This window comes from Chloroflexota bacterium (assembly GCA_016197225.1).
Classification (GTDB): Bacteria; Chloroflexota; Anaerolineae; order Anaerolineales; family VGOW01; genus VGOW01.
In genome coordinates, this window is the sequence record JACPWC010000069.1 from 37,904 (window position 1) to 62,116 (window position 24,213).

The following is a 24,213-nucleotide window of genomic DNA, read 5'->3' on the forward strand; positions in this document are numbered from 1 at the left end:
GACGTTGGATCACCTGATCAAACCGAAACACGATTCGAGCATCCTTCTCAGCGTGGCGACTGAATCTGCCGGATGGCAATACTTGAGCTTCAAAGTTGTGGCGCTAAAGGCGGGAGAGAGCTACAGTGAACCCACAGGCCGAAATGAGGTCGCCCTTGTGCCATTAATCGGCAAGGGACTCTTCGATGCTTCGGGCGAACACTTTGAGATTGCTCGCAAGGGCTATTTTGATGAACGGCCTCACGTGCTTTACGCGCCGCCGGGCAAAACCATCACGGTGACGGCCAGCACCGATTTGGAATTTGCAATTGGGGGCGCGCCCGCCGAGGGGAAATATTCCACGCGCCTCTTCACGCCCGCCGAGATGAAGCGGGAGATTCGCGGCGGCGGCGCGGCGCGGCGGCAGGTCAATCATATCCTTGCTCATCCTTTGCCCGCCGAACGGCTAATCCTGTTTGAGGTGTACGTCCCCGGCGGCGCGTGGTCGGGGTGGCCGCCGCACTGCCACGACGGCTACATGGGGTCGCCGTATCTTGAAGAAGTCTATTATTACCGCATTGACCCCGAAGACGGCTTTGCCATTCACCGCAACTACCGGCGCGACAAAGATTTCGATGAACTGTTCGCCGTGCAGAATGGCGATCTGGTTTTGGTGACGCAAGGCTTTCACCCCGTCGCCGCCGCGCCCGGTTCAAACGTTTATTTCCTGAACTATCTGGCCGGGGAGCTGCTCGACGAAGCGCGTGGGACGCCGCCTTTAGATGATCCCGCTTACGCATGGATCAAGGACAATTGGGAGAGAAACCTGCTCAGGCTCCCGATTGGGAATGAGTAGGCCGGGGTGCGCCTTTTCATCTTTGACGACTATCAGGCCCTGAGCCGCGCCGGGGCCGCCCTGGTGGCCGAGGTGGTGGCCGCCCGGCCTACCGCCGCGCTGGTGCTGGCCACTGGCGTCACCCCCATGGGGCTGTATCAGGAACTGGCCGAAAGGCGAGACCGCGGCGCCTTCGACACTTCACAGCTTCGCATTTTTCAACTGGACGAATATCTGGGCTTGGGGCCTGACGACCAGCGATCACTATTTCTTTGGATGAAGCGCGCTGTCTTGGCTCCTTGGGCGATAACACCGGCCAATGTCGCGCGCTTGCCCGGCAACAGTTCCGAGCCCCAAGTTGCCTGTCGCGTTTATGACCGTGCCATAGAAGCAGTGGGTGGGTTCGACCTCGCTGTGCTCGGCTTAGGGTCGAACGGCCATTTGGGCTTTAACGAGCCGCCCGCTGACCCAACATCACGCACCCACATAGTTGCCTTGACCGAGGCGAGTGTTGAAAGTAATGCGCGCTACTGGGGTGGGCGCGACCAGGTTCCTCGCCAGGCATTAACGGTCGGCTTGGCCTGGCTGTTGGCCGCGCGCCACATTCTGCTGGTAGTCTCTGGCGAACACAAGCGGGCTATCCTCCGGCGCGTGGTCGAAGGGCCAGTCAGCCCAGAGACGCCTGCTTCGTATTTACAAAAGGCGGCCAATGTGACGGTGATTGCAGATAAAGCGGCGTGGGGTGACATCACGCAGGTCACATGAATTACTCACAATAGAACTGCCGGAATTGGCTATTATTGATCAGGCAACATTCGATGCAGCACAAAAGCGACATGCGAAGAATAGAGCGAGAGCCAGCCGTAATCGCAAGCGCGAATACCTTTTAGCCGGCCACATACAGTGTATTTGCAATAAAGCAATGTGCGGTAGAACTGCGATAAAAAAGGGTTGCCCAACACGCGCTTATTATAGGTGCGCCGATGAGGTCAGAGGTAGACATTTGCGAAGATGCCGGGAACGAGAAATTAGAGCGGATGTTGCTGACCCAATAGTTTGGGAGTGGACGGGGGCAATACTGTTCAATGAGCGAGTGAAAGCACAAAGAAAGTTACGAAGCTTCTATCTCTGTATAAGCTGGGATATTACATCCTGTTTATAGCGCTTGCTAGTCTAATCGGCGAGTTGCCTTACCCGAAATGAGCCACAGGCTCATCCCCACTTGGGGATCACCCCAAGATTTCTGCATTCATCACAACAAAGGGGCGAACAACAGGGGCAGGCGGAGCGCGTGTTGACCGCCGTTGACTGTCACCGGCTAACCCTCAGCCTGATTTTCCCAGGGATGTGAATGCACCGTCGAGCCAGTCATTGGCATCATCAAAGAAGTGCTGGACTTTCGGCAGTTCTCCTTGCGCGGCCTGGCGGCCGCAACCAGTGAGTGGTGCTTGGTGTGTTTGGCCTACAACCTGAAACGGTTGCATATCTTGTGGCCCGCCTTAGGGAGGTGGCTTTAACACGCCTGCTGACTGAAAAAAGAGTAGCCACCTGAGTTCCAGAGCGTGAAATGAGATCCAAACGAGGCTGATCGCCTTAGCGAAGTTCACTTGTTCCCGCTCCGAGACTTTCTCTCCGACAAACTGCTAGAGCCTATCCAGTTCATAGAAGCGCCAAATGGCCTGTTTTAGAATCCCGGCATTGCTTTCAATCTCTAACTTGGCCTCCTGCACGTTTTCGACCGTCCGGCGGTTGATATTCGCGCCCATCATTCGCACGACGATCGGGTTGAGCGCATCCATCACCGCGCTGATGAGCGCGTTCACCAAGCGCATGTGTTCGAGCAGAAGCACTTGCCCGCCGGGGCGGACGACGCGCGCCAATTCACGCAAACCGAGAACATGGTCGGGCACAGAGCAAAAGACGAAGATGGCAACGGCGGTGTCAAAGGTGTGGCCGGGGAAATCGAGCGCTTGGGCGTCGCCGAGTTGTAGATCAGCAGTGAGGCCGAGTCTTCCTCAACCCGCTTCGATTTGGTGAAGGTGCGGCGCTCACGCCTCAAGTGCCAGCCGATTCTCCGAACGCCAAGCGGGCGCATCTCCAAGTGAACAATTTGATGCTGAATATCGGGGCACAAAGCGCAGACAAAGCGAATAGTGTTGAGTTGAAGATGTGGGAGGAGGCGCAGAGTGATGAATAGAAAGCTGTCTGACTTTGCCAGGTTGAGAACAGGCTTGCCTGACTTTCCCTCATCGTGTATCATGCCAACCATAGTCAGGGAGCGAGTTATCACACTCCCAATTAACAACCTTATCTCGCCAGGTTCTTTTGAACCGGCGACCGCAAGGCTACTCAAAAATGAAGGGCCTTGCGGTCTATAGTGTGCAATGTAGAATTGTAGCTCATAACCCGGAGGTCGCAGGTTCGAATCCTGCCCCCGCTACTGACAGACACCGCAGTCTCACAAAATGAGACTGCGGTGTTTTGTTGTCCAACGCCATCCCCAGTTTCCTGCAACATCTATCGGCCGAAGCCTTCAGCGGTTGCCAGACCGACGCGGTGCGCTAGGCGAAAGCCGCGCCGGTCTCGGCTCCAGGCTCGTTTCGGCTAACTGCCCGACGCGCTCTCATGAAGCAACTTCAGATGGTAATTTGAGGGCCTGATATTCAACTGCATTCTTATTATGCCGAAGCGGACAACTTGCTGTGAACTTGACATGCATTTGTAATCCAACTCGTGGCATTTGCCTATGGTGTTTGGGTATACGAATCTCATACAATCAGCGTTTCCCGGCTTCACTGGTGATGGCCGCCGGAGCAATTTTGATCGCAGTGTAACCTTCGTTGCGCCTCTGTACGTCTCTCTTTGTTATTTGCCCGGAAGCCCTACATTTGGTACGATGCGTGGAGACTTATCTTTGTTTTGCATCTGCTGCATAGACTCTTGTTCAGGAGCATCTTATGGCTGAAATAGACAACTCCATCCGTGTCATCCTTGCCGACGATCACGCCGTTGTTCGCAAAGGCATCCGCGAGTTTCTTGAAATAGGGGGCTGGGTCACCGTCGTCGCCGAGGCCTCAGACGGATTGGAGGCGATGCGCCTCATCCGTGAACATCGCCCCGACGTCGCCGTGCTGGATATTCAAATGCCAGGGCAATCAGGCGTCGAAGTGACTCGCGCTATTCGCGCCGAGCGCCTGCCGGTCGGGGTGCTTATCCTCACCGCCTTCGACGATCCGCCTTACGTGAAAGCCGTCCTGCAAGCCGGGGCCAATGGCTATGTGCTTAAAACCGCCGACGCCGGCGAGATCGTACAGGCAGTGCAGGCTGTTCATGAAGGCCAATCGGTGCTTGATCCGGCGATTGCGCGCAAACTCATGTCTCAACTCTCGGAGCCGGGTACATCTCGGCTAGCTACAAACGTCGAGGCATTGACTGAGCGCGAACTGGAAGTGCTGCGCCTTGCCGCCAGGGGCCACACCAACAAGGCCATCGGCGTAGAATTATCAATCAGCGACCGGACGGTGCAGGGCCATCTTGCCAAAATCTATGCCAAGTTGGGCGCGGCCAGCCGCACCGAAGCCGTGATGCGCGCCGTCACGCTGGGCTGGATTCCGCCCGCCATCGGCGAACCCGGCCCAGAATAAGACTCGCCCATGGCTCATCCCTCAACACTCCGCCAACTCTTTTCCGGCCTGCGTTGGCAAGGGCTGACTTTTCAGCTTTTCGTTTTCATCGTTTTGCCGCTTGCGGCCCTGGTCGTGGTGATTCCCTTTGGCAGTCTGACTCTTCATAGTCAGGCGATGCGCCTCCTCGTTGGTGAACGAGATAAGCGCGCGGCCCAGGCCGCGGCAGTGGCCATCACCGAGCAACTCAGCCATCGCGCCGCCGCCATTCAGGGATTGGCGTTGTATGCCGAGCGCGCCAGTTCAGCCTCACCCTACGCGCAAATCCTGGCCGATTACGATTTTCTTCTTCCGGACTTTAAGGGCGGCTTGTTACTCACCGCGGGCGACGGAACTTTTCTGGCCGCCTCCAACTCTGGCGACCTCTGGCAAACCCGGCCCGTGGCTGAACTTTTGCGACAAACGACGGAACAAGATGAAGTGAAATTCTCACCGGCTTTCATTGACTCGGCCAGCGGCGAGCCAATGGTGTTGGTGATGGCAAGTTCACCCGAAGGATTGATCGCGGCAGGCGCATTCTCACCAGCTACTCTCGCGCGCCGCTCTTTGGGTGAAGAGTTCTCGTCCAGCGGGCAGGATTTCGCCGTGATCGTGGACAGCGACAATCAGGTGCTTTATGAGGCGGGCACCCCCCCTGCTTCCGAGTCGAGCGTTGCCCAACATCCCGGCGTGGTGGAAGCCTTGCGCGGCGAGAGCGGCACAGCCTATCGCGCGATCAATGGCAACGAACACGTCGTCGCCTACAGCCCGGTAGCGCCACTGGGTTGGGCTTTAGTGATTGAAGAACCCTGGGAGGCGGTGGACAATCCCCTGCTCAGTCGAACGCAAGCCGCGCCGTTGATTTTGATTCCGGCGCTGTTTTTTGCGTTGATTGCTGTAGGCTTCGGCATCCGGCAAATTGTTCAACCACTGCGATTGCTGGCGCAACAGGCCGCCGAACTGGGCTGGGGGCGTTTCGAGGCCATCGAGCCGCCGGTCGGCGGCATTGCCGAAATTCGCCACTTGCAAGCCCAACTGATTCTCATGGCGCACAAGGTCAGGGCCGCTCAACAAAACCTGCGCGGCTACCTCAATGCCATCACTGCCGGACAGGAAGACGAGCGCCGCCGCCTTGCCCGTGAGCTCCATGACGGCACGGTGCAGGCGTTGGTTGCCCTCGATCAGCGTATGCAACTCGCGCAACTCACGCTGAAAGATGCATCGCCCGAGGCCGCCGAACGACTGGCCGAATTGCGGCGGCTGACGGCGTCCTTGATCGAAGAAGTTCGCCGCGTGATCCGTGCTCTGCGACCCAACTATCTTGAAGACCTCGGACTGCTACCCGCCATCGAAATGTTGACCCGCGACCTGCAAGCCACCGCCGATGTGCAGACGACTTTTTCTACTAACGGCCAGCCGCGCCGCCTGCCGCCGGGCCAGGAAATTGCCATTTATCGCATCGTGCAGGAAGCATTGAATAATGCCGCCCGCTACGCCTCGGCCCGGTCGGTTAACGTGTCTGCGATCTTCAACCCGACCGAGTTCATCATCCGGGTGCAGGATGACGGCAAAGGTTTCACCGCGCCGGAGCGGGTGAGCGACCTCGTCGCTTCCGGCCATTACGGATTGATGGGGATGCAGGAACGCGCCGAGTTGATCGGGGCACGACTGACCATTCAATCTGTGCCCAGCGCCGGCACAACCATCGAACTCCGATTACCACTGTAGAGATAATTGCTCCTGCTCTAATCGCAAACCCTCCCGGCGGCTCAGGCCAACCTTCGGGAGGGTTTTCATTTTTCGCTATGCGCTAAACAGCTCGTCTCCCGCACCCGCCAAATGGCGTATACCCGCACCCGCAAAACGACGCTAGGGATTGTCGCGCTTATTCGCTAGACTTGCATAAAGGTGACGGCCATGAACGAGAGCCTCGTTTTCAACTTCGACAGCGAAACCGCCATCAAAGCCGTGATGACAACCCTTGCCCGACGTGGTTTGTATGTTATCCGAAGTTTTGACTTGCAGTCGGCCCTCGGCGCTCACGGCGGTTGCGAATGTCCTCATCATGGCACTGCCCAGTGCAATTGCCAGTTCGTAGTGCTGCTCGTGTACGGTGAGGCCGCCGAGCCGGTGGTCATCACAACGCACAGCCGCGACAACCGGACTGAGGCCCGGATCGTCCACGATGCGGCGACTATCCCCGACCCGCGCTTGGCTGGGGAAGTGATGGCCGCCCTCGTGGAGGCGGCCATCATGTTGCCGATGGCCTCGTCTACTGTGGAAAGGAATTCGTATGACCAGCATTGCTAAATCTCTCAGCTTGCCCGTTCAGGGCATGACCTGCGCTTCGTGCGTATCGCACGTCGAAGGCGCGCTCAAAGAACTACCCGGTGTGTCGAACGTCGTCGTCAATCTCGGAACCAACAAAGCCGGCCTGACTTACGACCCGGCCCATGTGACACTGGCCGACATGGCCCGCGCTATTGACGATGTGGGCTACCGCGTGCCCACTGCCGAACTCACCCTGGACGTGCGCGGCATGACCTGTGCTTCGTGCGTCTCGCATGTCGAAGAAGCACTCAAGGAACTCGACGGCGTAACGGACGCCGTTGTCAATCTTGGGCTGAACACGGCCCGCGTGACTTACGTCCCCGGCGTGGTGAGTGTCAGCGCCATGAAACGCGCCGTGCGCGAAGTTGGTTACGAGGCGCAGGAGCGCAGTGGAGGCGCAGACGCCCTCGACCGCGAGCGGCAGGCGCGCGAGGAAGAAATCAAGCGGCAGGGGCGCAACTTGCTGATCGCCGGAGTCATTGGGCTGATTGTCATGATTGGCACGTTCTACGACATGCTCGGCCCGTTCAAAGCCTTCGTCCCGATATGGCTCTCGTACAAGTGGATCATCGGCCTGCTCACCACGCCCATCGTCTTCGGGCCGGGGCGGCAGTTCTTCACCAATTCGTGGAAGGGCCTCAGACACGGCGTCACCGACATGAACCTGCTCTACGCCACCGGTATCGGCGCGGCCTACGGCATTGCCGTCATCAACACCCTGTTTCCGAATGCCGGCTTCGGCGGCGAAGGCGCGACCTTCTTCGAGAGCGCAGCCTTGCTCACCGCCTTCATCATCCTGGGGCGCTGGCTCGAAGCTCTGACTCGCGGGCGCACCTCGGAAGCCATCCGTAAACTGATGAAGCTTCAGCCCAAGATTGCCCGCGTGATTCGGGATGGCAGAGAAGAAGAAATTCCCGCCGACGAAGTTGAGATTGACGACCTGATTCTGGTCCGCCCCGGCGAAAGCATCCCGGTGGACGGCGCGGTAATTGAAGGCTACTCGGCGGTGGACGAGTCCATGCTGACCGGTGAGAGCCTGCCGGTTGAGAAGAAGGCGGGGGACAACGTCATCGGCGGCACCTTGAACAAGACCGGTGCGTTCAAATTCGCCGCCACCCGCGTGGGCAAAGACACGGCCCTGGCGCAGATCATCAAACTTGTCGAAGACGCCCAGGCCAGCAAAGCGCCGATTCAAAAATTGGCCGACTGGGTGGCCGGGCACTTCATCCTCGGCGTCCACGTGTTGGCCGTCGCCGTATTCGTGTTTTGGTTCTTCTTCGGCTACCAGATGTTCTTCGACCCGAACAGCGCCTTCATTCTTTCACCCTACAAGTTGGGCGAGATCGGGGTGTTCGGCTTCTCGCTCCTGCTCTCGGTGACGGTGCTGGTCATCTCCTGCCCGTGCGCGGTGGGGTTGGCCACGCCGAGCGCGATGATGGCCGGGACGGGCAAGGCCGCCGAGCACGGGGTGCTGTTCAAAGGCGCGGAAGCGATTGAGAACGCCAGCAAGTTGCGGACGATTGTCTTCGACAAGACGGGGACGCTGACGAAGGGGGAGCCGTCGGTGACGGATGTCACCGAAAATCCCAACTCCCAATTCCCAAATCCCAACGAAGTGTTGCGGCTGGCGGCGATTGCCGAGAAGAACAGCGAGCATCCGCTGGGCGAAGCGATTGTGCGCGGGGCGGAAACGCGCGGCTTGGCTCTCGTGGAGGCCGAGTCTTTTAACTCCATCCCCGGCCACGGTGTGGAAGCCAAAGTTGAAGGGCGCGTCGTGTTGTTGGGCAATCGCAAACTCATGCGTGAGCATAAGATAGACTTCGCCTTGATGATGGCCGAGGCTGAGCGGCTGGAAGGCGAGGGCAAGACGGTGATGTTTGTGGCTATAGACGGCCAGCCCGCCGGATTGATCGCCGTGGCCGACACGCTGAAGGAACACTCGGCGGAGGCTGTCAAGCGTCTGCATAAACTCGGCATTGAAACGGCGATGATCACCGGCGACAACCGCCGCACCGCCGAAGCCATTGCCCGGCAGGTCGGAATTGACCGGGTGCTGGCCGAAGTGCTGCCACAGGACAAAGCCGAAGAAGTGAAAAAACTTCAGAGCGCGGGTAAGAAAGTGGCGATGGTGGGCGATGGCGTCAACGACGCCCCGGCGCTGGCGCAGGCCGACGTGGGCATGGCGATTGGGTCAGGCACGGACGTGGCGAAAGAGACGGGCGATGTCATCCTCATCAAAGACGACATCCGCGATGTGGTGGTGGCACTCGAAGTCGCCAAGGCCACCATGCGCAAGGTCAAGCAAAATCTGTTTTGGGCCTTCATCTATAACGTGCTGGGCATCCCGCTCGGCGCGGGGCTGTTCTACCCCTTCGTTGCACTGATCATCAGTCCAGAACTGGCGGGGTTGCTGATGGCGATCAGTTCGGTAACGGTCACGCTTAATACATTACTCCTCAAAGGCTTCAAACCTTCAATTCGGCGTCATGATAAACCGCGGCCCAGCGTGGGCGGCCTGAAGACACAACTGGCTCCGGCGACCGCCAGCGGCGATTGAGGAAAGGAACAGAAACATGGAACACGAACAAGTGGAAAAAGAAGTAGCGCGCAGAAGCGCGTTGATTTACCTGCCAATTTCCCTCGGCGCAGCATTGTTATTTCTGCTGGCCGCCAGCCTGCTTGGCGATTATTCGCTCGTGGCGAAGTTTGGCGGGGCAGTCTGGGTCGGCCTGCTCAGCTTAATTGTAAGCATGCCGATCGTCACCGCGCGGGTCAAGAAACAGTTCAAGGCTTAGGAGAGGCTTCTAGCTTGTCGGGAGGACACGATGTTCAAGCGGCTCGGTTTCCACTCGGATGAAATGGCGCTGGCTTTTGTGCTCTGGCTCTGCACTCTGCCGTTAGTCGGCCTGCTTGTTATCCCGCTTTTCGGCCTGAAAGTCGCTGGGATCGTCGCCCTCACTTTGTTATTCATCGCCGCCGCTATCTGTTGGGGCGTGTGTACCTGGAAAGTTTTCAAAGGTTGAGGCTCAGAGAGGAGAGACCGATGGGCATTGGCACACTTTTCTTGATCGGTGTTGGCATCATCGTCGTCCTCATCGTCCTCGATTTGTTCTTCACTGGTGGGGCGGGCACGATGGGCATGATGCATGGCACGGCGATGATGATGAGCAATCCTATCGGGCAGGCTATCCTGCTGGTGCTAATAGCAATTCTGGGCGTACTCGTGTACGCCGTATTCTTCCGCTGAAAGGAGGTGAACCACAATGGCAAAAGACCCGGTCTGCGGCATGGAAGTGGATGAGAAGAAGGCGGCGGGCAAATCGGAATACAACGGGCAGGCGTATTACTTCTGCTCGCCCGGCTGCAAAAAATCGTTTGACAAAGAGCCGGAGAAGTATGTCGGCAAGAAAGAAGAACACGCCGGCCACCAGCATTAGGCCGCTGTCTCGTATGTTCAGACTTCCGAAGTCTTGCGGAGCATAAGCGTAGCACTTCGGGAGTCTGAACAATTGAAGGTTAGCAATGATTACTATTAGTATTGATCCGATCCTCTTCAGCATCGGCCACTTCATGGTGCGCTGGTACAGCGTCATCGTTCTCACCGCCATCCTCACCGGCGTGTGGCTGGCGGCGCGCGAGGCCGGGCGCAAAGGCTTCAACAAAAATGACATCTACGACGGCGCGTTGTGGGTGGTTATCGGCGGTTTGCTCGGCGCGCGGCTCTTTCACGTGCTCGATCACTGGCCGCACGAGTATGCGCTGAATCCCGTGCGCGCCCTGTACATCTGGGAAGGTGGGCTGGCGATCTGGGGTGGGGTGGTCGGCGGGCTGATCGCGGCCACGATCCTCGCGTGGCAGCGTGGCTGGCAATTGCCGCGCTTGCTCGACGCAGTGGCCCCCGGCCTCGTCCTCGCGCAAGCTATCGGGCGTGTGGCCTGCATCATCACCGGTGACGCGATGGGCAAGCCCACCACCGGCCCGCTTGGATTCGCCTATACCAGCCCCAATGCGATGGTGCCACAGTTGGGCGTGTACTACACTCCCATGCCCCTATACGAGATTGTCGTCAACTTGGGCATATTCGCATTGCTTTGGCAACTCCGCAAAAAGAACTGGCCTGATGGTCTGCTGTTCCTTGTCTATCTCGCTATTTACAGCGTGGAGCGATTCTTGCTGGCCTTCACCAGTTCGTATCAAATCATCGCCTTCGGGCTGACGCAGTCACAAATTGTCGCCCTCGTCGCCCTCGCCGCCGCCCTACCGCTGATCGCCTGGAGGCTGACCGGGATAAGCCGCTCCGGGGTCGCTCCGGCAAAGTAAGCTTCGAATCTTCACCGCGCCTTGGGCGAACCTTCATAGCTTCTTCACAGGTTATAGCTATAGTGTCACTCAGAAACAACTTTGGAGGCCAATATGAGCAAAGGATTGCAATGGACTCTCGGCCTTAGCGCCGTCTTAATCGCCCTCACCCTTATCGCTTCGACCGTCCTGTCGTTCTTCTTCCCGCAGGCCGGTTGGGGCGGGATGGGGCCTGGGCACATGTATGGAGGTGGAACTATGATGGGTGGACTCGGAATGATGTCGCTGTTCGGCATCGGGATGCTGTTGGGACCGCTGTTGTTCGTCGGGCTGATCGTGCTCGGCGTGGTCTGGCTGGTGAGGAGCGCGGGGACGCCAAGCGCGCCTCAACCGCCCGCCGCCAGCACATTTTGTATCCACTGCGGCAAGCCGCTTCAGGCCGGTTGGAAGGCTTGCCCGTACTGCGGCGAAAAGGTTTGAGCCTGACGTGTGGTAACCCAGCCGGGGCCGGAGCCGACATGCTCCGGCCTTTTGGGTATAAACTACCGGCATGGCCCAAACAATCCTCGTCGTGGATGACGAACCGCAAATCGTGAAGGTCCTGCGCGGCTATCTGGAACAGGCCAGGTTCCGTGTTGTGACGGCCAACGACGGCCAATTAGCGCTCACGCAATACAAGCACGAGAAGCCTGACCTCCGTGCCAAGGCGGTCGATGGGCCTCCGTTCCATCCTGCTCAATCCCCAGCGCATCGCGCAACTCCTCGGCAATCTAATCGGCAACGCCATCCGCCATACGCCCGAGAGCGGGGCGATAGGTCCGGCGTTCACTGACCACTGATCACCGTCTGTTGTTCACTGTCTCCGACACCGGCTCCAGCATCCTCCTCGAGTCACTACCACACATTTTCGACCGTCGTTTTGCCGTTAACCTGATTCTGACCACGCTATCGAAATCCGACTGGCATAGGCCATTTTGCTTATCAGAGAATAGGTGGAATCGCGCTATTCAAATCCCCGCCGATTGCCTACACTGTCACTATGCCGACCAAGTCGGCGCTATTCTCGGTTGAGAGAAAGGCAAATCTTATGCTAATCAAAGACCCTGTATGTGGAATGCAGATTGATTCTGAAACGGCCTTTGCCACCCGGACGGTGAAAGGCCAAACATTTTACTTTTGCTCGGAGAATTGTGTGAAACAGTTCGAGGCCTCGCCCGCCGCGCCTGTGAAACACGCTACTGTCCACTCGGCGACAACCGGCGTCCCCGATGGCGCCAGTGGTCCGGTGCGGCTGGAACTCCCGGTGCGTGGCCTCAACCGCTCCGGCGGGCCTGCCCTGGCCCAGGCTTTACAAGCCGTGCCTGGCGTGAGCAAAGCCTACGTCAACGTTCGTAGTGGTCGCACGGCTATTGAATACGATCCGGCGCGCGCCAAGGCGGCTGATTTTGTAGACGCGGTGCGCGCCGCTGGTTTCAGCACTGACGGCCAAACCATGCGGCTAAAAGTGAACGGCCTGTACTGCGCCGAGTGTGTCGTCCGAATTGAAAACGCGCTCAAGGCGACCCCTGGTGTGCTGGGCGCGACAATGAATGCGGCGACGAATGAGGTGAAGGTAGAGTATTCACCCGTCATCGGCGACTTGAGTTTGCTGACGAAGGCCGTCGAAAGTGCCGGACCATATAAATCGACTCGCGCCGCCGAAGCCTCTGAACCGGAGATGGATAAATAGGCGCAGGCCACTGAGCAAGAATATCGCCCGTGTTGGCTTATTCTGGCAGTCAGTTCTTCGTCGGCGCGTGGGAAGGCCTCAAGCATCGCTCGGCCAACATGCACACCCTCATCGCTCTTGGCACCGGCGTGGCCTGGATTTATTCCACTATCGCTTTGCTTTTCCCGCAAATCTTCCCTTCGGAAGAATTCACCGACGTGTATTACGACGTGACTGTCGTCGTCACGGCGCTGGTCGTGCTCGGCCTGGCAATGGAGATCAGGGCCAAAGGCCGGACCTCTGAGGCGATCAAGAAACTCATTGGCCTGCAAGCCAAGACGGCGCGCGTCCTCCGCGACGGTAAAGAAGTGGACATCCCGGTTGAGGAAGTGTTGACAGGTGACATCGTGGTCGTTCGCCCCGGCGAGAAAATCCCGGTGGACGGCGAAGTGATCGAGGGCCAATCGGCAGTGGACGAGTCGATGATCACCGGCGAGTCCCTGCCCGTCTCAAAGAAAGTTGGCGACGAGGTCATCGGCGCGACGATCAACAAGACCGGCTCGTTCAGGTTCCGCGCTACCAAGGTTGGCAAGGACACCGCGCTCTCGAACATCATCCGGCTGGTGCAGGACGCGCAGGGAAGTAAGGTGCCTATCCAGCGCATCGTGGATCAGGTGTCGGCCTATTTCACCCCATCGGTAATGATCCTGGCTATCATCGGGTTCGTGATCTGGTACGACTTCGGCCCCTCTCCGGGGCTGACGTACGCGCTCATTGTGGCTGTGACGACGCTCATCATCGCCTGCCCCTGCGCGCTCGGCATGGCTACGCCCATGAGCCTGACGACCGGCATCGGCCTCGGCGCGCAGAACGGAATTCTGATCCGTTCCGGTGATGCTTTGCAAGCCGCCGAGAAACTTAACGCGATCATTCTGGACAAGACCGGGACGATCACGAAGGGCAAGCCGGAGTTGACGGACATTGTGATCAGTGACCAGTTATCAGTGAACAGTGGTACTGATGACCGATCACTGTTCACTGATAACTTATTGCACTTGGCCGCTTCGGTTGAGAAGTCGTCCGAGCACCCGCTGGCGTCGGCGATTGTGGAAAGCGCGCAGGCGCGTGGTCTGAAATTGAGCGATGTGCAAACCTTTGAAGCCATCCCCGGCCACGGGGTCGCCGCCACTGTTGAGGGTCGCCGCATTCTCATTGGCAACCTGAAACTGATGAACCGCGAAGGCGTTGCTCTCGGCCCGCTTGAAGAAAAATCTAAAACCCTGGCCGACGACGGCAAGACCCCTATGTACGTCGCCATTGATGACAAAGCGGCAGGCATCATCGCCGTGGCCGATACCGTCAAAGAGGATTCCAAAGCCGCCATCGCCACCCTGAAAAAGATGGGTATCGAAGTGGTGATGATCACTGGCGACAACGAGCGCACGGCCAAGGCCATCGCCCGGCAAGTGGGTGTTGACCGCGTGCTAGCCGAAGTCTTGCCGCAAGACAAAGCCTTCAACGTGCAGAAGTTGCAACTCGAAGGCAAGAAGGTGGCGATGGTTGGCGACGGCATCAACGACGCCCCGGCGCTGGCCCAGGCCGACATTGGCCTGGCGATTGGCACCGGCACGGATGTAGCCATTGAGGCCTCCGACATCACCCTCATCAAGGGCAGCCTGATGGGCGTGGTCACGGCTATCCAACTCAGCCGCGCCACCATGCGCAACGTGTATCAGAACCTGGTCGGCGCTTTCATTTATAACACCGCCGGTCTGCCGATCGCGTTGGGTGTGCTATACCCATTCTTCGGCATCCTGCTCTCGCCCCTGCTCGCGGCGCTGGCGATGTCGTTCAGCAGTGTGACCGTCATTAGCAATGCCAACCGGCTCAAGAATTGGAAACCGTCCAATTGATGATTTTGGATTGCTGATTGTTGATTGATAACCCCAATCAGAAATCAACAATCAGCAATCACCAATGGAGAAACACTATGACCCCGGATAAAATCTTCGTCACCCTCGGCGGCATCGCCGCCATCGCCCTCATCGTCTGGTTCTTCTGGTTGGTGAAGAAGGCCGGCGTGAAAGCGGCGTTGACCAGTGGCGGTTATCAAGAAGCGATGATATTGGTCAAAGGCGGTTACACGCCCGATGTCATCGTCGTCGAAAAAGGCAAGCCGGTGCGCTTGAACTTCGTCCGCGCCGAGTCGGCCTCGTGTTCGGAGATGGTGCTCATTCCCGACTTCAAGAAGAGCGCCAAGTTGCCTGAAGGCGAAACCGTGCCGGTGGAGTTCATCCCCGATAAGGCCGGTGAGTTCGAGTTCCAATGCCAGATGGGGATGCTGCGCGGAAAGTTGATTGTGGAATAACGCCGTCCTCGTCAACGCGGCCACCTTTATAGTCTTTGCCTTTAGTTTGCTGTTTACCGCTGGATAAAGTAACTGCCAGTGTGCACGCAAAGGTTGTCGCGGAGTTCGCATCCCCGGACGCGAACTTAGGCCGCATCTAGGGATGCGGCCTCCTCAGCCGGATTTGGCTGACATGTTTTGCGTGCACACAACTGCCTGCAACTGCCAGGCAGAATTGGAAACAACAGGGAGAATAGGGTATTATGGGCCGAGCCAGCAAACAACTATGAGTAAAGTAAATACCAGCGTGAACCCAACAGTGCCATTCGAAGAACCTCAAGCCATCACAGCTTGCGGAGGCAAAATAAGCGATCCCAGCCGCTACCCCAGTGTCCTGTATCGGGGTCAGTGCGTCTACTTCTGCGCTCGCGCCTGTCTGCATGCTTTTGAAACCGCCCCTGACTGTTTTATGGCTGGTGAGATCGAGCATCCGACCGATGAGGATTGACGGCATACAATCTCGCTAATTTTGCCCTAATCTTTCCCTCCGCCAAACGGCGCATCTGCAAACACGCCGAATAACGCTCCCCGCAACACTGCAAATCGCATACACTCATCGCATTGGAGGCAAGACTTATGAAAACCACTGTCATCAAACTCGAGGGTATCGAGTCGGTGCTCTCGCCCGGCGGCGTCGAGAAGAAAATGTGCCAGCATCCCGGCATCCACAAAGTCGAAACGAACTTTATGACCGGCACGGCCACCGTCTATCACGACGACTCGGTGACGCTGGCTGAAATCAAAAAATGCGTGGCCGACTGCGGCTACGGGTGCGCAGGCGAGGCTCTGCCGGAGCACCTCGCCAAACCGGGCGACCCGCCCGCGGTGGCGATGACGGACGCGGGACACGATGTGGCCGCGCACGCCGGACATGCCATGCCGTCCGCATCATCAGCGACCAAAGCCGATGAACATGCCGGACACGTTGTGCCCGCAACCAAACCCGCCGCGAAGGCCGACGTACATGCCGGGCACGATATGGCCGCTGGCGAGATGGAAGCGATGGCCCACGAGATGGGCCATGGCGGAGGCATGGGCATGGAAGGCATGGTGCGTGACATGCGCAACCGCTTCCTCGTCGCCTTCATCCTTGCCATCCCGGTTTTCCTGTACTCGCCGTTGTTCACGGATTACTTCAATATCCAGTTGCCCTTGCCGCTTGGGTTGTCCAATGAAGTGCTCTCGTTCCTGCTCGCGACTCCCGCTGTGCTCTATGGCGGTTGGGTGTTTTACATCGGCGCGTGGCGCGGCTTGAAGAATCGTACCCTCAACATGGCTGTGCTGGTCACGCTCTCCGTACTGGCCGGGTACCTCTTCAGCGTCGCCGCCACCTTCTTCTTCGAGGGCGAGGTGTTCTACGAAGCGGCGGTGCTTCTGCTGGCCTTTGTCCTCTTCGGCCACTGGATGGAAATGCGCGCCCGCGCCGGAGCCTCGCAGGCTATTCAGGCGCTGATGAACCTCACACCGCCCAAAGCCACCGTCATCCGGGGCGGGCAACCGGTCGAAGTGCCGACCTCCGAAGTTCTGCTGGGCGACGTCGTTCTCATCCGCCCCGGCGACAAAGTCCCGGTGGATGGCGTGGTCCTGGAAGGCGAGTCAAGCGTGGACGAATCCATGCTCACAGGCGAGAGTTTGCCGGTGAAGAAGGAAGTCGGCGCCGCCGTGGTCGGCGCGAGCATCAACAAGACCGGCACATTCAAGTTTCGCGCCACCAAAGTGGGCGCAGATACCGCTCTGGCGCAAATCGTCAAATTGGTGCAGATGGCGCAGAACTCCAAAGCGCCCTCACAGCGATTGGCCGACCGGGCCGCGCAGTGGCTGGTGGCCGCCGCCGTCATCTTCGGATTGGCGACGTTCTTCGGCTGGTATTTCCTCGGCGGCACGGCGATTCCGGCAGGGATGGACAAAACGGTATGGGCGCTCACATTGGCCATCACCGTCGTCGTCATCGCCTGCCCCGATGCGCTTGGCCTCGCCACGCCGACCGCGGTGATGGTCGGCACCGGCCTCGGCGCGCAGAACGGCATCCTGTACAAGAACGCCACCGCCCTTGAACAGGCCGCTAAACTACAGGCCATTATCTTCGACAAGACCGGCACGCTCACCGAGGGCAAGCCGCAAGTGGTAGAAATAGTGATCAGTGAACGGTGGGCAGTGAACAGTCAGACTGAACACTCCCAACTGCCCACCGATTACTTTCTAAAGTTGGTCGCTTCTGCAGAGCAGTCGTCAGAACACCCGCTGATGGATTCAGTGACCAGGCCAGTTCACTGGAAGGCGCGGGGCGCACGGTGGTGTACGCCGCCGCCAACGGCAAGTTTGCGGGCTTTATCGCAATCGCCGACGCGGTGCGGCCCAACGCCAAACTCGCGGTAGAGAAATTGACTTCAATGGGCGTGCAGGTTGCCATGCTCACCGGCGACAATCGTGCTACCGCTGAACGCATCGCAGGCGAACTGGGAATCAAAACGGTCTTCGCCGAAGTCTTGCCGGGCCAGAAAGCCGACAAAGTGAAGGAACTGCAATCGCAGGGCAAGTTAGTGGCAATGGTGGGCGACGGAATCAACGACGCCCCCGCGCTGGCGCAAGCCGACGTGGGCATCGCCATCGGCGCGGGTACCGATGTGGCGATGGAGACCGCCGATGTGGTACTGATGAAGTCCGACCCGTTCGACGTGATCGGTGCAATCACCCTTAGCCGGGCCACCTTGCGCAAGATGCACCAGAACCTGTGGTGGGCGGCGGGCTACAACACCATCGCCTTCCCCATCGCCGCCGGGTTGTTTTATCCAGCTTTTGGGTTGATATTGCGCCCGGAGATCGCCGCCATCTCCATGTCCGGCTCGTCCCTGCTCGTGGCGATCAATGCGTTGATGTTGAAGAACACGAAGCTGGAGGGGATTAAGGCCAAGCCGTAGCGAAGCCGTAACCTTCATCGAATCTTCACCCGTTCCGCATTGGCTCTTCACTCAACTTGGCTACACTGGCTCACAGTCAAGCTGAGAGGAGTGTGCTTATGAACAACAACGTCAAATTCATTGCTAAGGGATTGCTGGCCCTCGTCGTCGCGCTGATGTTGAGCGCGTGCAGTGTTGCGCAGCCTCTTGCCAATTATCAACCGACTCCCGCGCCGGGCTACAGTTATGGGTCGGGCGGCATGATGGATGGTGGGGGAATGATGGGTGGCGGACACATGGGCGGTGGGATGATGGGAGGAGGGGGGATGATGGGCGGGTATGGCTATGGTCAATCTGCCCCAACCGCCGTGCCGACACCTGTAGGTGCGACCCCTGTTCCAGTGGACGAGGAAATTCAAATCACCGCTCTCAATCTGCGCTTCACCCCGGCGGAGATCGTCGTCAGACCCGGCGAGACCGTGCGCTTCGTGGTGACCAACGACGACCCGTATCTGCACAACTTCGTCAGCCAGGAGGCGGGCATCCCCTTCCTGAACCTGCCTGGCAACACTACGCAAACTGTAACCTGGACAGCACCTGCCGCCGAGGGCACTTACACGGCGCTCTGCACACTCCATCCGGGGATGGGCCTCTCCATCAGCGTCAAAGATTAACCGTTTCTCATCACCCTTTCAAAACTCGACACCAGATCTGTGATCCTTGCATAGGCTAAATGGCGGGTAACAAATGCGCTATTTAACGCCTCCCCTTTGACCGCCAGCGCGCTAGACTACAACCGAACACTAAGATTCGACCATCAACATTCCAACCGTAGATAGGAGAGATGCACATGCCACACAAAGATCGCGAAGCACATAAGCGTGCCCGCCAGCGCGAGCAAAGAATCCGCGCCATTGCTTTTGCCGGGATCGGCATCGCCGTGTTGAGCCTGGCTGGCTATTTTCTGGTGACAGCCTTCCTCAAGCCCGCGTTGCTACCGATGGCCGGCAATGTCATTGATGTTACCGCTGACATGGGCGGATTCGACCTGAAACTCGTCCGCCTCAAGGTCGGCCAGCCGGTCACGGTCCGCCTGACCAGCCTCGACAATTCGCACCACACCGACGGCGGCGGCAAGCACCAGTGGGCGGTGGACGAACTTGGCGTGAGCATCATCGCCCCTCCTGAAGGCACGAACTACGCCACCTTCACTCCCGCCAAAGCCGGCACGTACACGTTCTATTGCGACATCTGCTGTGGTGGGCGGGCCAATCCCACCATGCAAGGCACGCTCATCGTCGAGGGATAGATAATGACCGCTACTCATATTCGCCGCATCGCCGTCTTCTCTGCGCTCAGCGCGATGGCTCTTGGCGCAATCGCCCTTACCGGCTTCTGGCATCCCAACGCGCCTGCCGAGGCGATGCAGAGGTATCTGCCTCAAATCACGCTCCCGACGGTGGTCGTCGCCGGGGTTGTTGACGGCATCAATCCGTGCGCCTTCACCGTGCTGTTGCTGTTCATCACCGCCCTGCTCACCACCCTCCAGGCTGGAGAACAAAGTGTGAACACTCTCCGCTTGCGGATGTTGGGCCTCGGGTCAATCTACATTGCGGCAGTTTTCCTCACCTATTTGGCGCTTGGCGTTGGCTTGCTCAAATCGCTGGATTTCTTCACCCGGCAACACGTTCCGGCTCGCTTCGGCGCGCTCCTGGCGATTCTGTTTGGGTTGTGGATGTTGAAAGATTACTTTCTGCCTGAGCTGGGCTGGCGGTTGCAAGCGCCGGGAAAGGTGGGCGAGATTGCGCGGCAATCGGCAAAGAAGGCCACCATTCCGGCGTTGATCGTCGGCGGTTTTCTCATCGGCCTGTGCACCGTGCCGTGCAGTGGGGCGGTCTATCTCGGCGTGCTCAGCTTGCTGGCGTTGCAACCTACGGCGCTGTTGGGCTACAGCTATCTTGTGCTGTACAACGTCGTATTCATCCTGCCGCTGGTCGCCATTCTGCTAGCGGCTTCAGCTCGCCCCACGCTCAACCGGCTCGCCCATTGGAATTTGCATCACAAGGAGTGGGTGCGGCTGGTTCTCGGCGGCGGTGTGGTGGCGATGGGATTATTGATATTGGCGACAGTGTGAGCCAATCTGCCCCGAATAGGCCAAATGGCGTATCCCCTCTTCACCCAAAGCGCATCGCCTCTTCATCAGTTCTTCAAACCCTCCGGCTATCATGCAATCAAATCTTGAAACAAACTATTGGGCAGAAGCCCGGAGGATAAAAACATGAACACCTTGAAAATCGCAGTTATCGCAACAGTAGCAGTCCTGGCAATCGCCGCGCTCGGCGCAGGCTTCGTCTTCGCTCAGACCCAAACCCCGCCAGCGCCATGGGGCAACGGCTACGGGATGATGGGCGGCAATAGCGGCTATGGCATGATGGGCGGCAGTGCTGGCATGACCCCGGCGCTTGCACCCGGGGCAAGTGTGGGCAACTTCGCCCAGAATGGCGACGGCTATGCCTCGCTTGGCGTGAACAACATGCACCAGTGGATGACCACCAATGGTGCGCGAAGCGTGCACACCCTTGTGTGGAACGGCCTCGCCGACGCACTCAACCTCACGCCGGATGGGTTGAACGAACAACTTGCGTCGGGCAAAACCCTGACCCAGATAGCAGAAGCGCAGGGCGTGAGTCAGGAGCAACTGGCCGCCGCGCTGGAAACATCGGCGAAGGCCGGGCTGGATAAAGCGGTGGCTGATGGCGCGCTCACCCAGGCGCAGGCCGACCAGATGCTCGGCCACATGGCCGGCAACTATGCGTGGATGATCTCTCAAATGGGCGCGGGTGCTGGCACAGGCTTCGGCCCCGGCGGCTGCCATGGAAACTTCGTCCCGCCGAGCAACTCGTAACACCAGCAACTAGAGAAATAACCCGCCTTCATTCACGAAGGCGGGTTTCTTTTATTAGCCACACGGAGGTAACTCTATGATGAAACTCAAAATGGTATTGCTGATGGCCTTTGGCCTGATTGCAGCCCTCGCCCTGTCCGCCTGCTCAACAACCAACCCCCAGACACAACAAGCCGGACAGACAATGGTCACCAATGAACAAGCGGTGCAGACTAACGGCCAGACGATGATGGCGGCCGGAATCACCCTGCAAAACAATGGCCAGATGATGATGAGCGCCGCCAGCATGATGCAGGCCCAGGGCCAGGCCATGATGGATGCCGGGGACAAAATGATCGCTGCCGGGAATGCCATGCTGGAAAAGGGTCAAGCGGCCAACGATGCCGCCATGACGGCGCAAGGCCAGCAGATGATGACCGACGGCGAGGCAATGAAGACCGCTGGTCAGCAGATGATGGACAGCAGTGCAGTGACGATGAGCACGGGTCAGAACATGATGAATGTCGGGAGCAGTATGATGTCCGACGGCCAGGGCGTGATGAGTGGCACGGCTATGCCGACGATGGCGCCTGTCGCCATGCCGACCATAATGCCAACCGGGATGCCCTTTATAATGCCCAGCGCCATGCCTATCGGGATACCCGGCGGTGGAGCGGGGAGCGCGTCCGCCACCATGCCCACGATGATGCCGTCCGGTGCACCCAACATGATGTCCACGCCCATGCCGAACAATATGATGGCAACAGGAATGCCTGGTGGGGGAATGGGGGGCATGCCATGATTTAGCGATATGTCTTGCAGGAGGTAGCATTGTGACAACCGAACTTGGAATGCGTACCGAACTGAATCTGCCCTACGAGCAGGCCGTTTGGTGACAAGCTCGTCAATATAAGCCAGGGCTTCCTCCCTGGTGTCCTTCAGTCCTTCTTCTCGCCTGCGGGAAGTTGTGGCGGCTGAACGTTCGCCGCCGGGCTGTGCGGATGAGGAGTCGGGTGAGAATGCCCGCTGTGATCATGGCCCATCATGTTCTTCATCATCAGCAAGTGCAGGGCCGGGCATAGCAGGAGAATGCCGAAGAAAACCACACTGTTGGCTGGTATCTTGAATACGAAAACTGCCGCCAGCACCACCAGCGGGATCAAACAGCAGGCCAGCATAATCAGGATGTGCTTTTTGTTCATGTTCATTGTCAGGTCACTCCATGCGAGAAAGCCAACCACTCCACCGCGCCCATCATCAAGAGAGCGCCGATGGCGATTAAGACGATCGGGGCGAAGCGGCGTCGCAACATCTTACTGCGACAACTCCCACTCAAACATACGCGAGGCCACACCTGCATCCTGGATGGTCAGCGTCAACGTCTTTGCGCCGTCAAGCAAAAACTTGCCATCCGCCGTTTTCGTCGGGAACGTCAGGGTGCCTTCGTAGTGGTGGCCGCCCCCGACAGGCCAATTCAAACCTTTCACTTCCAACCCTGTGTCCGTAGTCAATACAGACTGTGCGGCCAGGTCCCACGATAGGTCAACCGAATGGGTGTTGAGTGAAATATCGAAGTCCAGGGTCTCGTTGGGCGTCGTCAGGTTGAGGGGTGTGACGACGAACTCCACTGCGCCTTGCGAATCAAACCGGGCCAAGGATTGCTCTACCTCTGACGGAGTTGGGGGCGCTGTAGGCTCGATGTTGGTTTGCGCGCTGGGGGCAGGGGTAGCCGCCGCTGGGGCCTGAGCGGCGGAGCACGCCGCGACGCCTAGTGTGAGCGCAGAGAGCACGAGGCCGAAAAAAAGAGTTTTGCGAGTCATTTGTTTGCCTCCAGAGAAAGACTATCTCACTCTATCCCTGCCAGCCAAGCGCGATATGGCGTAATTTCGTATACGCCATTAAGCGCGTCACATGACGTTTGTCGCCAGTCGCAGTGGCCGGCGCATCACCGACCAGTCTTCTGATCCTGTATACGCCAAATGGCGTGCGGCAAAACCCGCTATTCGACGCTAGGGGTTGACCGGGCATTGGCATTAAAGTCTTCAAGATGGGGCCACGACAGATGGGTAGAAGGTGAAGATGAAGGCGCTTTCGCGGCGTGACTTTCTCAAACTGAGTGGGGCGGCATTTGCCAGCACGTTGCTGTCCCGTTCGTGGCGGAGCCTGCAAGCGAACAACCCAGCAGAATGGCCGGCAGGTGTGCCGCTGGGCCGGGTGACGCCCAAGCGCATCCGCCTGGTCTCGCGGCCTCACCCCGACGGTGGACGGTTGGATTACAAATACGTGGAACGAAGGTAATTATCCAGGAATGAAAGACTTCCACAACTTTACCCGCCGCGCATTCCTGAAATCCCTGGGTTGGACATGGGCCATTCCGGCGCTCCTCATGTTTCGACAAGTTTTACGGTTCATCGGTTATCAACCGCCCGGGCCGGATCCAACCGTGATTGCTTTAGGCTCGCCGCAAAGTTTACCGCCGCTTCCAGTCCACATCGAACGGGCGCGCGTCTTCCTGCAAAAGGATGAAGGCGGCTATTATGTGCTCGATAATGTCTGCACTCATCTCGGTTGCCTCGTTCACCCACAGCCAGACGGTGGATTCGCCTGCCCCTGTCACGGCAGTCGCTTCACGGCAGATGGGCAGGTCATTCGCGGGCCGGCGGTTCGCCCGTTGCCCTACCTTGAACTACGCTGGGATAGCGCCAGTCAGATCGTCGTCCATCGAGGCAAGCGAGTCGCCAGCACGTTCCGCCTGCCACCAACCTGATGCCAAAGGGAGAAACTCTCATGTCAACGCTCGCCACCGATAAAGTTGCCGCCCTCCAAAAACGGAGCGCCGCCATTTTGGCTAACCGCCTGGTGCTAGGGTTTAGCCGACACTGGTTGCTTGCCATCACTATTCTGTTGGGCTTGTACGTTGGGTTGCCCTGGCTGGCGCCCGTGTTCATGCGCCTCGGTTGGACGGGTGCAGGTGAAATCATTTATGCGATTTACTCCACCCAATGCCATCAACTGCCCCAGCGGTCGTATTTCCTGTTCGGCCCCAGAACGATGTACGCCTTGCAAGAAATTCAGGCCGCCTGGCAGAACACCAACAACCCGCTCATCCTGCGCCAGTTTGCCGGCAACGAGGCCCTGGGCTGGAAAGTGGCCTGGTCGGATCGAATGGTGTCCATGTACACCAGCATCTTCCTCGGCGGCCTGCTTTACT

Annotated in this window: 25 protein-coding genes and 4 pseudogenes; 26 read left to right on the forward strand and 3 right to left on the reverse strand. The window is 58.5% G+C overall.

What is annotated here, in order from left to right:
* The first annotated feature begins 4 nt into the window (after nucleotides 1-4).
* The 4 genes and pseudogenes from iolB (at nucleotide 5) to HYZ49_12860 (ending at nucleotide 2,331) form a co-directional block, all read left to right on the forward strand.
* Entirely contained in the window at nucleotides 5-835 is an 831-nt protein-coding gene (gene iolB, locus HYZ49_12845) for a 5-deoxy-glucuronate isomerase (GenBank protein ID MBI3243173.1), read from the forward strand.
* Between the two features lie 6 nt (nucleotides 836-841).
* Nucleotides 842-1,579 (forward strand): glucosamine-6-phosphate deaminase, encoded by a 738-nt coding sequence (locus HYZ49_12850; protein ID MBI3243174.1) that lies wholly within the window; start codon nucleotides 842-844, stop codon nucleotides 1,577-1,579.
* A 25-nt stretch (nucleotides 1,580-1,604) separates the two neighbouring features.
* The gene (locus tag HYZ49_12855; protein MBI3243175.1) at nucleotides 1,605-1,976 is read left to right on the forward strand and encodes a recombinase zinc beta ribbon domain-containing protein; all 372 of its coding nucleotides are present in this window, start codon (nucleotides 1,605-1,607) and stop codon (nucleotides 1,974-1,976) included.
* 187 nt (nucleotides 1,977-2,163) lie between these two features.
* Nucleotides 2,164-2,331: pseudogene (locus tag HYZ49_12860) on the forward strand (transposase).
* 126 nt (nucleotides 2,332-2,457) lie between these two features.
* Here HYZ49_12860 and HYZ49_12865 read toward each other — a convergent pair.
* A pseudogene (locus HYZ49_12865) lies at nucleotides 2,458-2,817 on the reverse strand (methyltransferase domain-containing protein).
* A 954-nt stretch (nucleotides 2,818-3,771) separates the two neighbouring features.
* Here HYZ49_12865 and HYZ49_12870 point away from each other — a divergent pair.
* The 19 genes and pseudogenes from HYZ49_12870 to HYZ49_12960 all read left to right on the forward strand — a co-directional run bounded on the left by HYZ49_12870 (nucleotide 3,772) and on the right by HYZ49_12960 (nucleotide 21,804).
* Nucleotides 3,772-4,458: a response regulator transcription factor gene (locus HYZ49_12870; protein ID MBI3243176.1), complete on the forward strand. Its 687-nt coding sequence runs from the start codon at nucleotides 3,772-3,774 to the stop codon at nucleotides 4,456-4,458.
* Nucleotides 4,459-4,467: 9 nt separating this feature from the next.
* Nucleotides 4,468-6,204 (forward strand): hypothetical protein, encoded by a 1,737-nt coding sequence (locus tag HYZ49_12875; GenBank protein ID MBI3243177.1) that lies wholly within the window; start codon nucleotides 4,468-4,470, stop codon nucleotides 6,202-6,204.
* Nucleotides 6,205-6,393: 189 nt separating this feature from the next.
* Nucleotides 6,394-6,786, forward strand: coding sequence for a hypothetical protein (locus HYZ49_12880; GenBank protein MBI3243178.1), 393 nt, complete (start codon nucleotides 6,394-6,396; stop codon nucleotides 6,784-6,786).
* Nucleotides 6,770-9,364: a copper-translocating P-type ATPase gene (locus HYZ49_12885; protein MBI3243179.1), complete on the forward strand. Its 2,595-nt coding sequence runs from the start codon at nucleotides 6,770-6,772 to the stop codon at nucleotides 9,362-9,364. The genes HYZ49_12880 and HYZ49_12885 overlap by 17 nt, the downstream gene beginning before the upstream one ends.
* A 16-nt stretch (nucleotides 9,365-9,380) precedes the next feature.
* Nucleotides 9,381-9,602, forward strand: a complete 222-nt coding sequence (locus tag HYZ49_12890; protein ID MBI3243180.1) for a hypothetical protein — start codon at nucleotides 9,381-9,383, stop codon at nucleotides 9,600-9,602.
* Nucleotides 9,603-9,632: 30 nt separating this feature from the next.
* A complete protein-coding gene (locus tag HYZ49_12895; GenBank protein MBI3243181.1) occupies nucleotides 9,633-9,830 on the forward strand; it encodes a hypothetical protein in 198 nt (65 codons plus the stop codon).
* A 20-nt stretch (nucleotides 9,831-9,850) separates the two neighbouring features.
* A complete protein-coding gene (locus HYZ49_12900) occupies nucleotides 9,851-10,054 on the forward strand; it encodes a hypothetical protein (GenBank protein MBI3243182.1) in 204 nt (67 codons plus the stop codon).
* 16 nt (nucleotides 10,055-10,070) lie between these two features.
* The gene (locus tag HYZ49_12905) at nucleotides 10,071-10,244 is read left to right on the forward strand and encodes a YHS domain-containing protein (protein ID MBI3243183.1); all 174 of its coding nucleotides are present in this window, start codon (nucleotides 10,071-10,073) and stop codon (nucleotides 10,242-10,244) included.
* Between the two features lie 85 nt (nucleotides 10,245-10,329).
* Entirely contained in the window at nucleotides 10,330-11,127 is a 798-nt protein-coding gene (lgt, locus tag HYZ49_12910) for a prolipoprotein diacylglyceryl transferase (GenBank protein MBI3243184.1), read from the forward strand.
* A 93-nt stretch (nucleotides 11,128-11,220) separates the two neighbouring features.
* Nucleotides 11,221-11,586, forward strand: coding sequence for a zinc ribbon domain-containing protein (locus tag HYZ49_12915; GenBank protein MBI3243185.1), 366 nt, complete (start codon nucleotides 11,221-11,223; stop codon nucleotides 11,584-11,586).
* A gap of 70 nt (nucleotides 11,587-11,656) precedes the next feature.
* Nucleotides 11,657-11,938, forward strand: coding sequence for a response regulator (locus HYZ49_12920; GenBank protein ID MBI3243186.1), 282 nt, complete (start codon nucleotides 11,657-11,659; stop codon nucleotides 11,936-11,938).
* A gap of 282 nt (nucleotides 11,939-12,220) precedes the next feature.
* Nucleotides 12,221-14,727, forward strand: a pseudogene (locus tag HYZ49_12925) (heavy metal translocating P-type ATPase).
* A gap of 77 nt (nucleotides 14,728-14,804) precedes the next feature.
* Entirely contained in the window at nucleotides 14,805-15,182 is a 378-nt protein-coding gene (locus tag HYZ49_12930) for a cupredoxin domain-containing protein (GenBank protein ID MBI3243187.1), read from the forward strand.
* 615 nt (nucleotides 15,183-15,797) lie between these two features.
* Nucleotides 15,798-18,139 (forward strand): annotated as a pseudogene (gene cadA, locus HYZ49_12935) (cadmium-translocating P-type ATPase).
* A 98-nt stretch (nucleotides 18,140-18,237) separates the two neighbouring features.
* Nucleotides 18,238-18,792 (forward strand): cupredoxin domain-containing protein, encoded by a 555-nt coding sequence (locus HYZ49_12940; GenBank protein ID MBI3243188.1) that lies wholly within the window; start codon nucleotides 18,238-18,240, stop codon nucleotides 18,790-18,792.
* Between the two features lie 176 nt (nucleotides 18,793-18,968).
* Entirely contained in the window at nucleotides 18,969-19,427 is a 459-nt protein-coding gene (locus HYZ49_12945; protein ID MBI3243189.1) for a cupredoxin domain-containing protein, read from the forward strand.
* 3 nt (nucleotides 19,428-19,430) lie between these two features.
* The gene (locus HYZ49_12950; GenBank protein ID MBI3243190.1) at nucleotides 19,431-20,252 is read left to right on the forward strand and encodes a cytochrome C biogenesis protein; all 822 of its coding nucleotides are present in this window, start codon (nucleotides 19,431-19,433) and stop codon (nucleotides 20,250-20,252) included.
* Nucleotides 20,253-20,396: 144 nt separating this feature from the next.
* A complete protein-coding gene (locus HYZ49_12955) occupies nucleotides 20,397-21,023 on the forward strand; it encodes a hypothetical protein (protein MBI3243191.1) in 627 nt (208 codons plus the stop codon).
* Nucleotides 21,024-21,099: 76 nt separating this feature from the next.
* The gene (locus HYZ49_12960; GenBank protein ID MBI3243192.1) at nucleotides 21,100-21,804 is read left to right on the forward strand and encodes a hypothetical protein; all 705 of its coding nucleotides are present in this window, start codon (nucleotides 21,100-21,102) and stop codon (nucleotides 21,802-21,804) included.
* 136 nt (nucleotides 21,805-21,940) lie between these two features.
* On the opposite strand, the gene HYZ49_12965 is transcribed toward HYZ49_12960, so the two are convergent.
* Together HYZ49_12965 and HYZ49_12970 are read right to left on the reverse strand one after the other, a co-directional pair.
* Complete coding sequence (locus HYZ49_12965) at nucleotides 21,941-22,210, reverse strand: hypothetical protein (protein MBI3243193.1); 270 nt, start codon at nucleotides 22,208-22,210, stop codon at nucleotides 21,941-21,943.
* A 105-nt stretch (nucleotides 22,211-22,315) separates the two neighbouring features.
* The gene (locus tag HYZ49_12970) at nucleotides 22,316-22,822 is read right to left on the reverse strand and encodes a hypothetical protein (protein MBI3243194.1); all 507 of its coding nucleotides are present in this window, start codon (nucleotides 22,820-22,822) and stop codon (nucleotides 22,316-22,318) included.
* Between the two features lie 259 nt (nucleotides 22,823-23,081).
* Here HYZ49_12970 and HYZ49_12975 point away from each other — a divergent pair, with 259 nt between their 5' ends.
* The 3 genes from HYZ49_12975 to HYZ49_12985 form a co-directional block, all read left to right on the forward strand.
* Nucleotides 23,082-23,300 carry a twin-arginine translocation signal domain-containing protein gene (locus tag HYZ49_12975; GenBank protein ID MBI3243195.1) on the forward strand — a complete coding sequence of 73 codons (219 nt, stop codon included), beginning with the start codon at nucleotides 23,082-23,084 and terminating at the stop codon, nucleotides 23,298-23,300.
* Between the two features lie 10 nt (nucleotides 23,301-23,310).
* The gene (locus HYZ49_12980) at nucleotides 23,311-23,769 is read left to right on the forward strand and encodes a ubiquinol-cytochrome c reductase iron-sulfur subunit (GenBank protein MBI3243196.1); all 459 of its coding nucleotides are present in this window, start codon (nucleotides 23,311-23,313) and stop codon (nucleotides 23,767-23,769) included.
* Nucleotides 23,770-23,789: 20 nt separating this feature from the next.
* Nucleotides 23,790-24,213: hypothetical protein (locus HYZ49_12985; GenBank protein MBI3243197.1), on the forward strand; the 424-nt coding region annotated here is incomplete at its 3' end.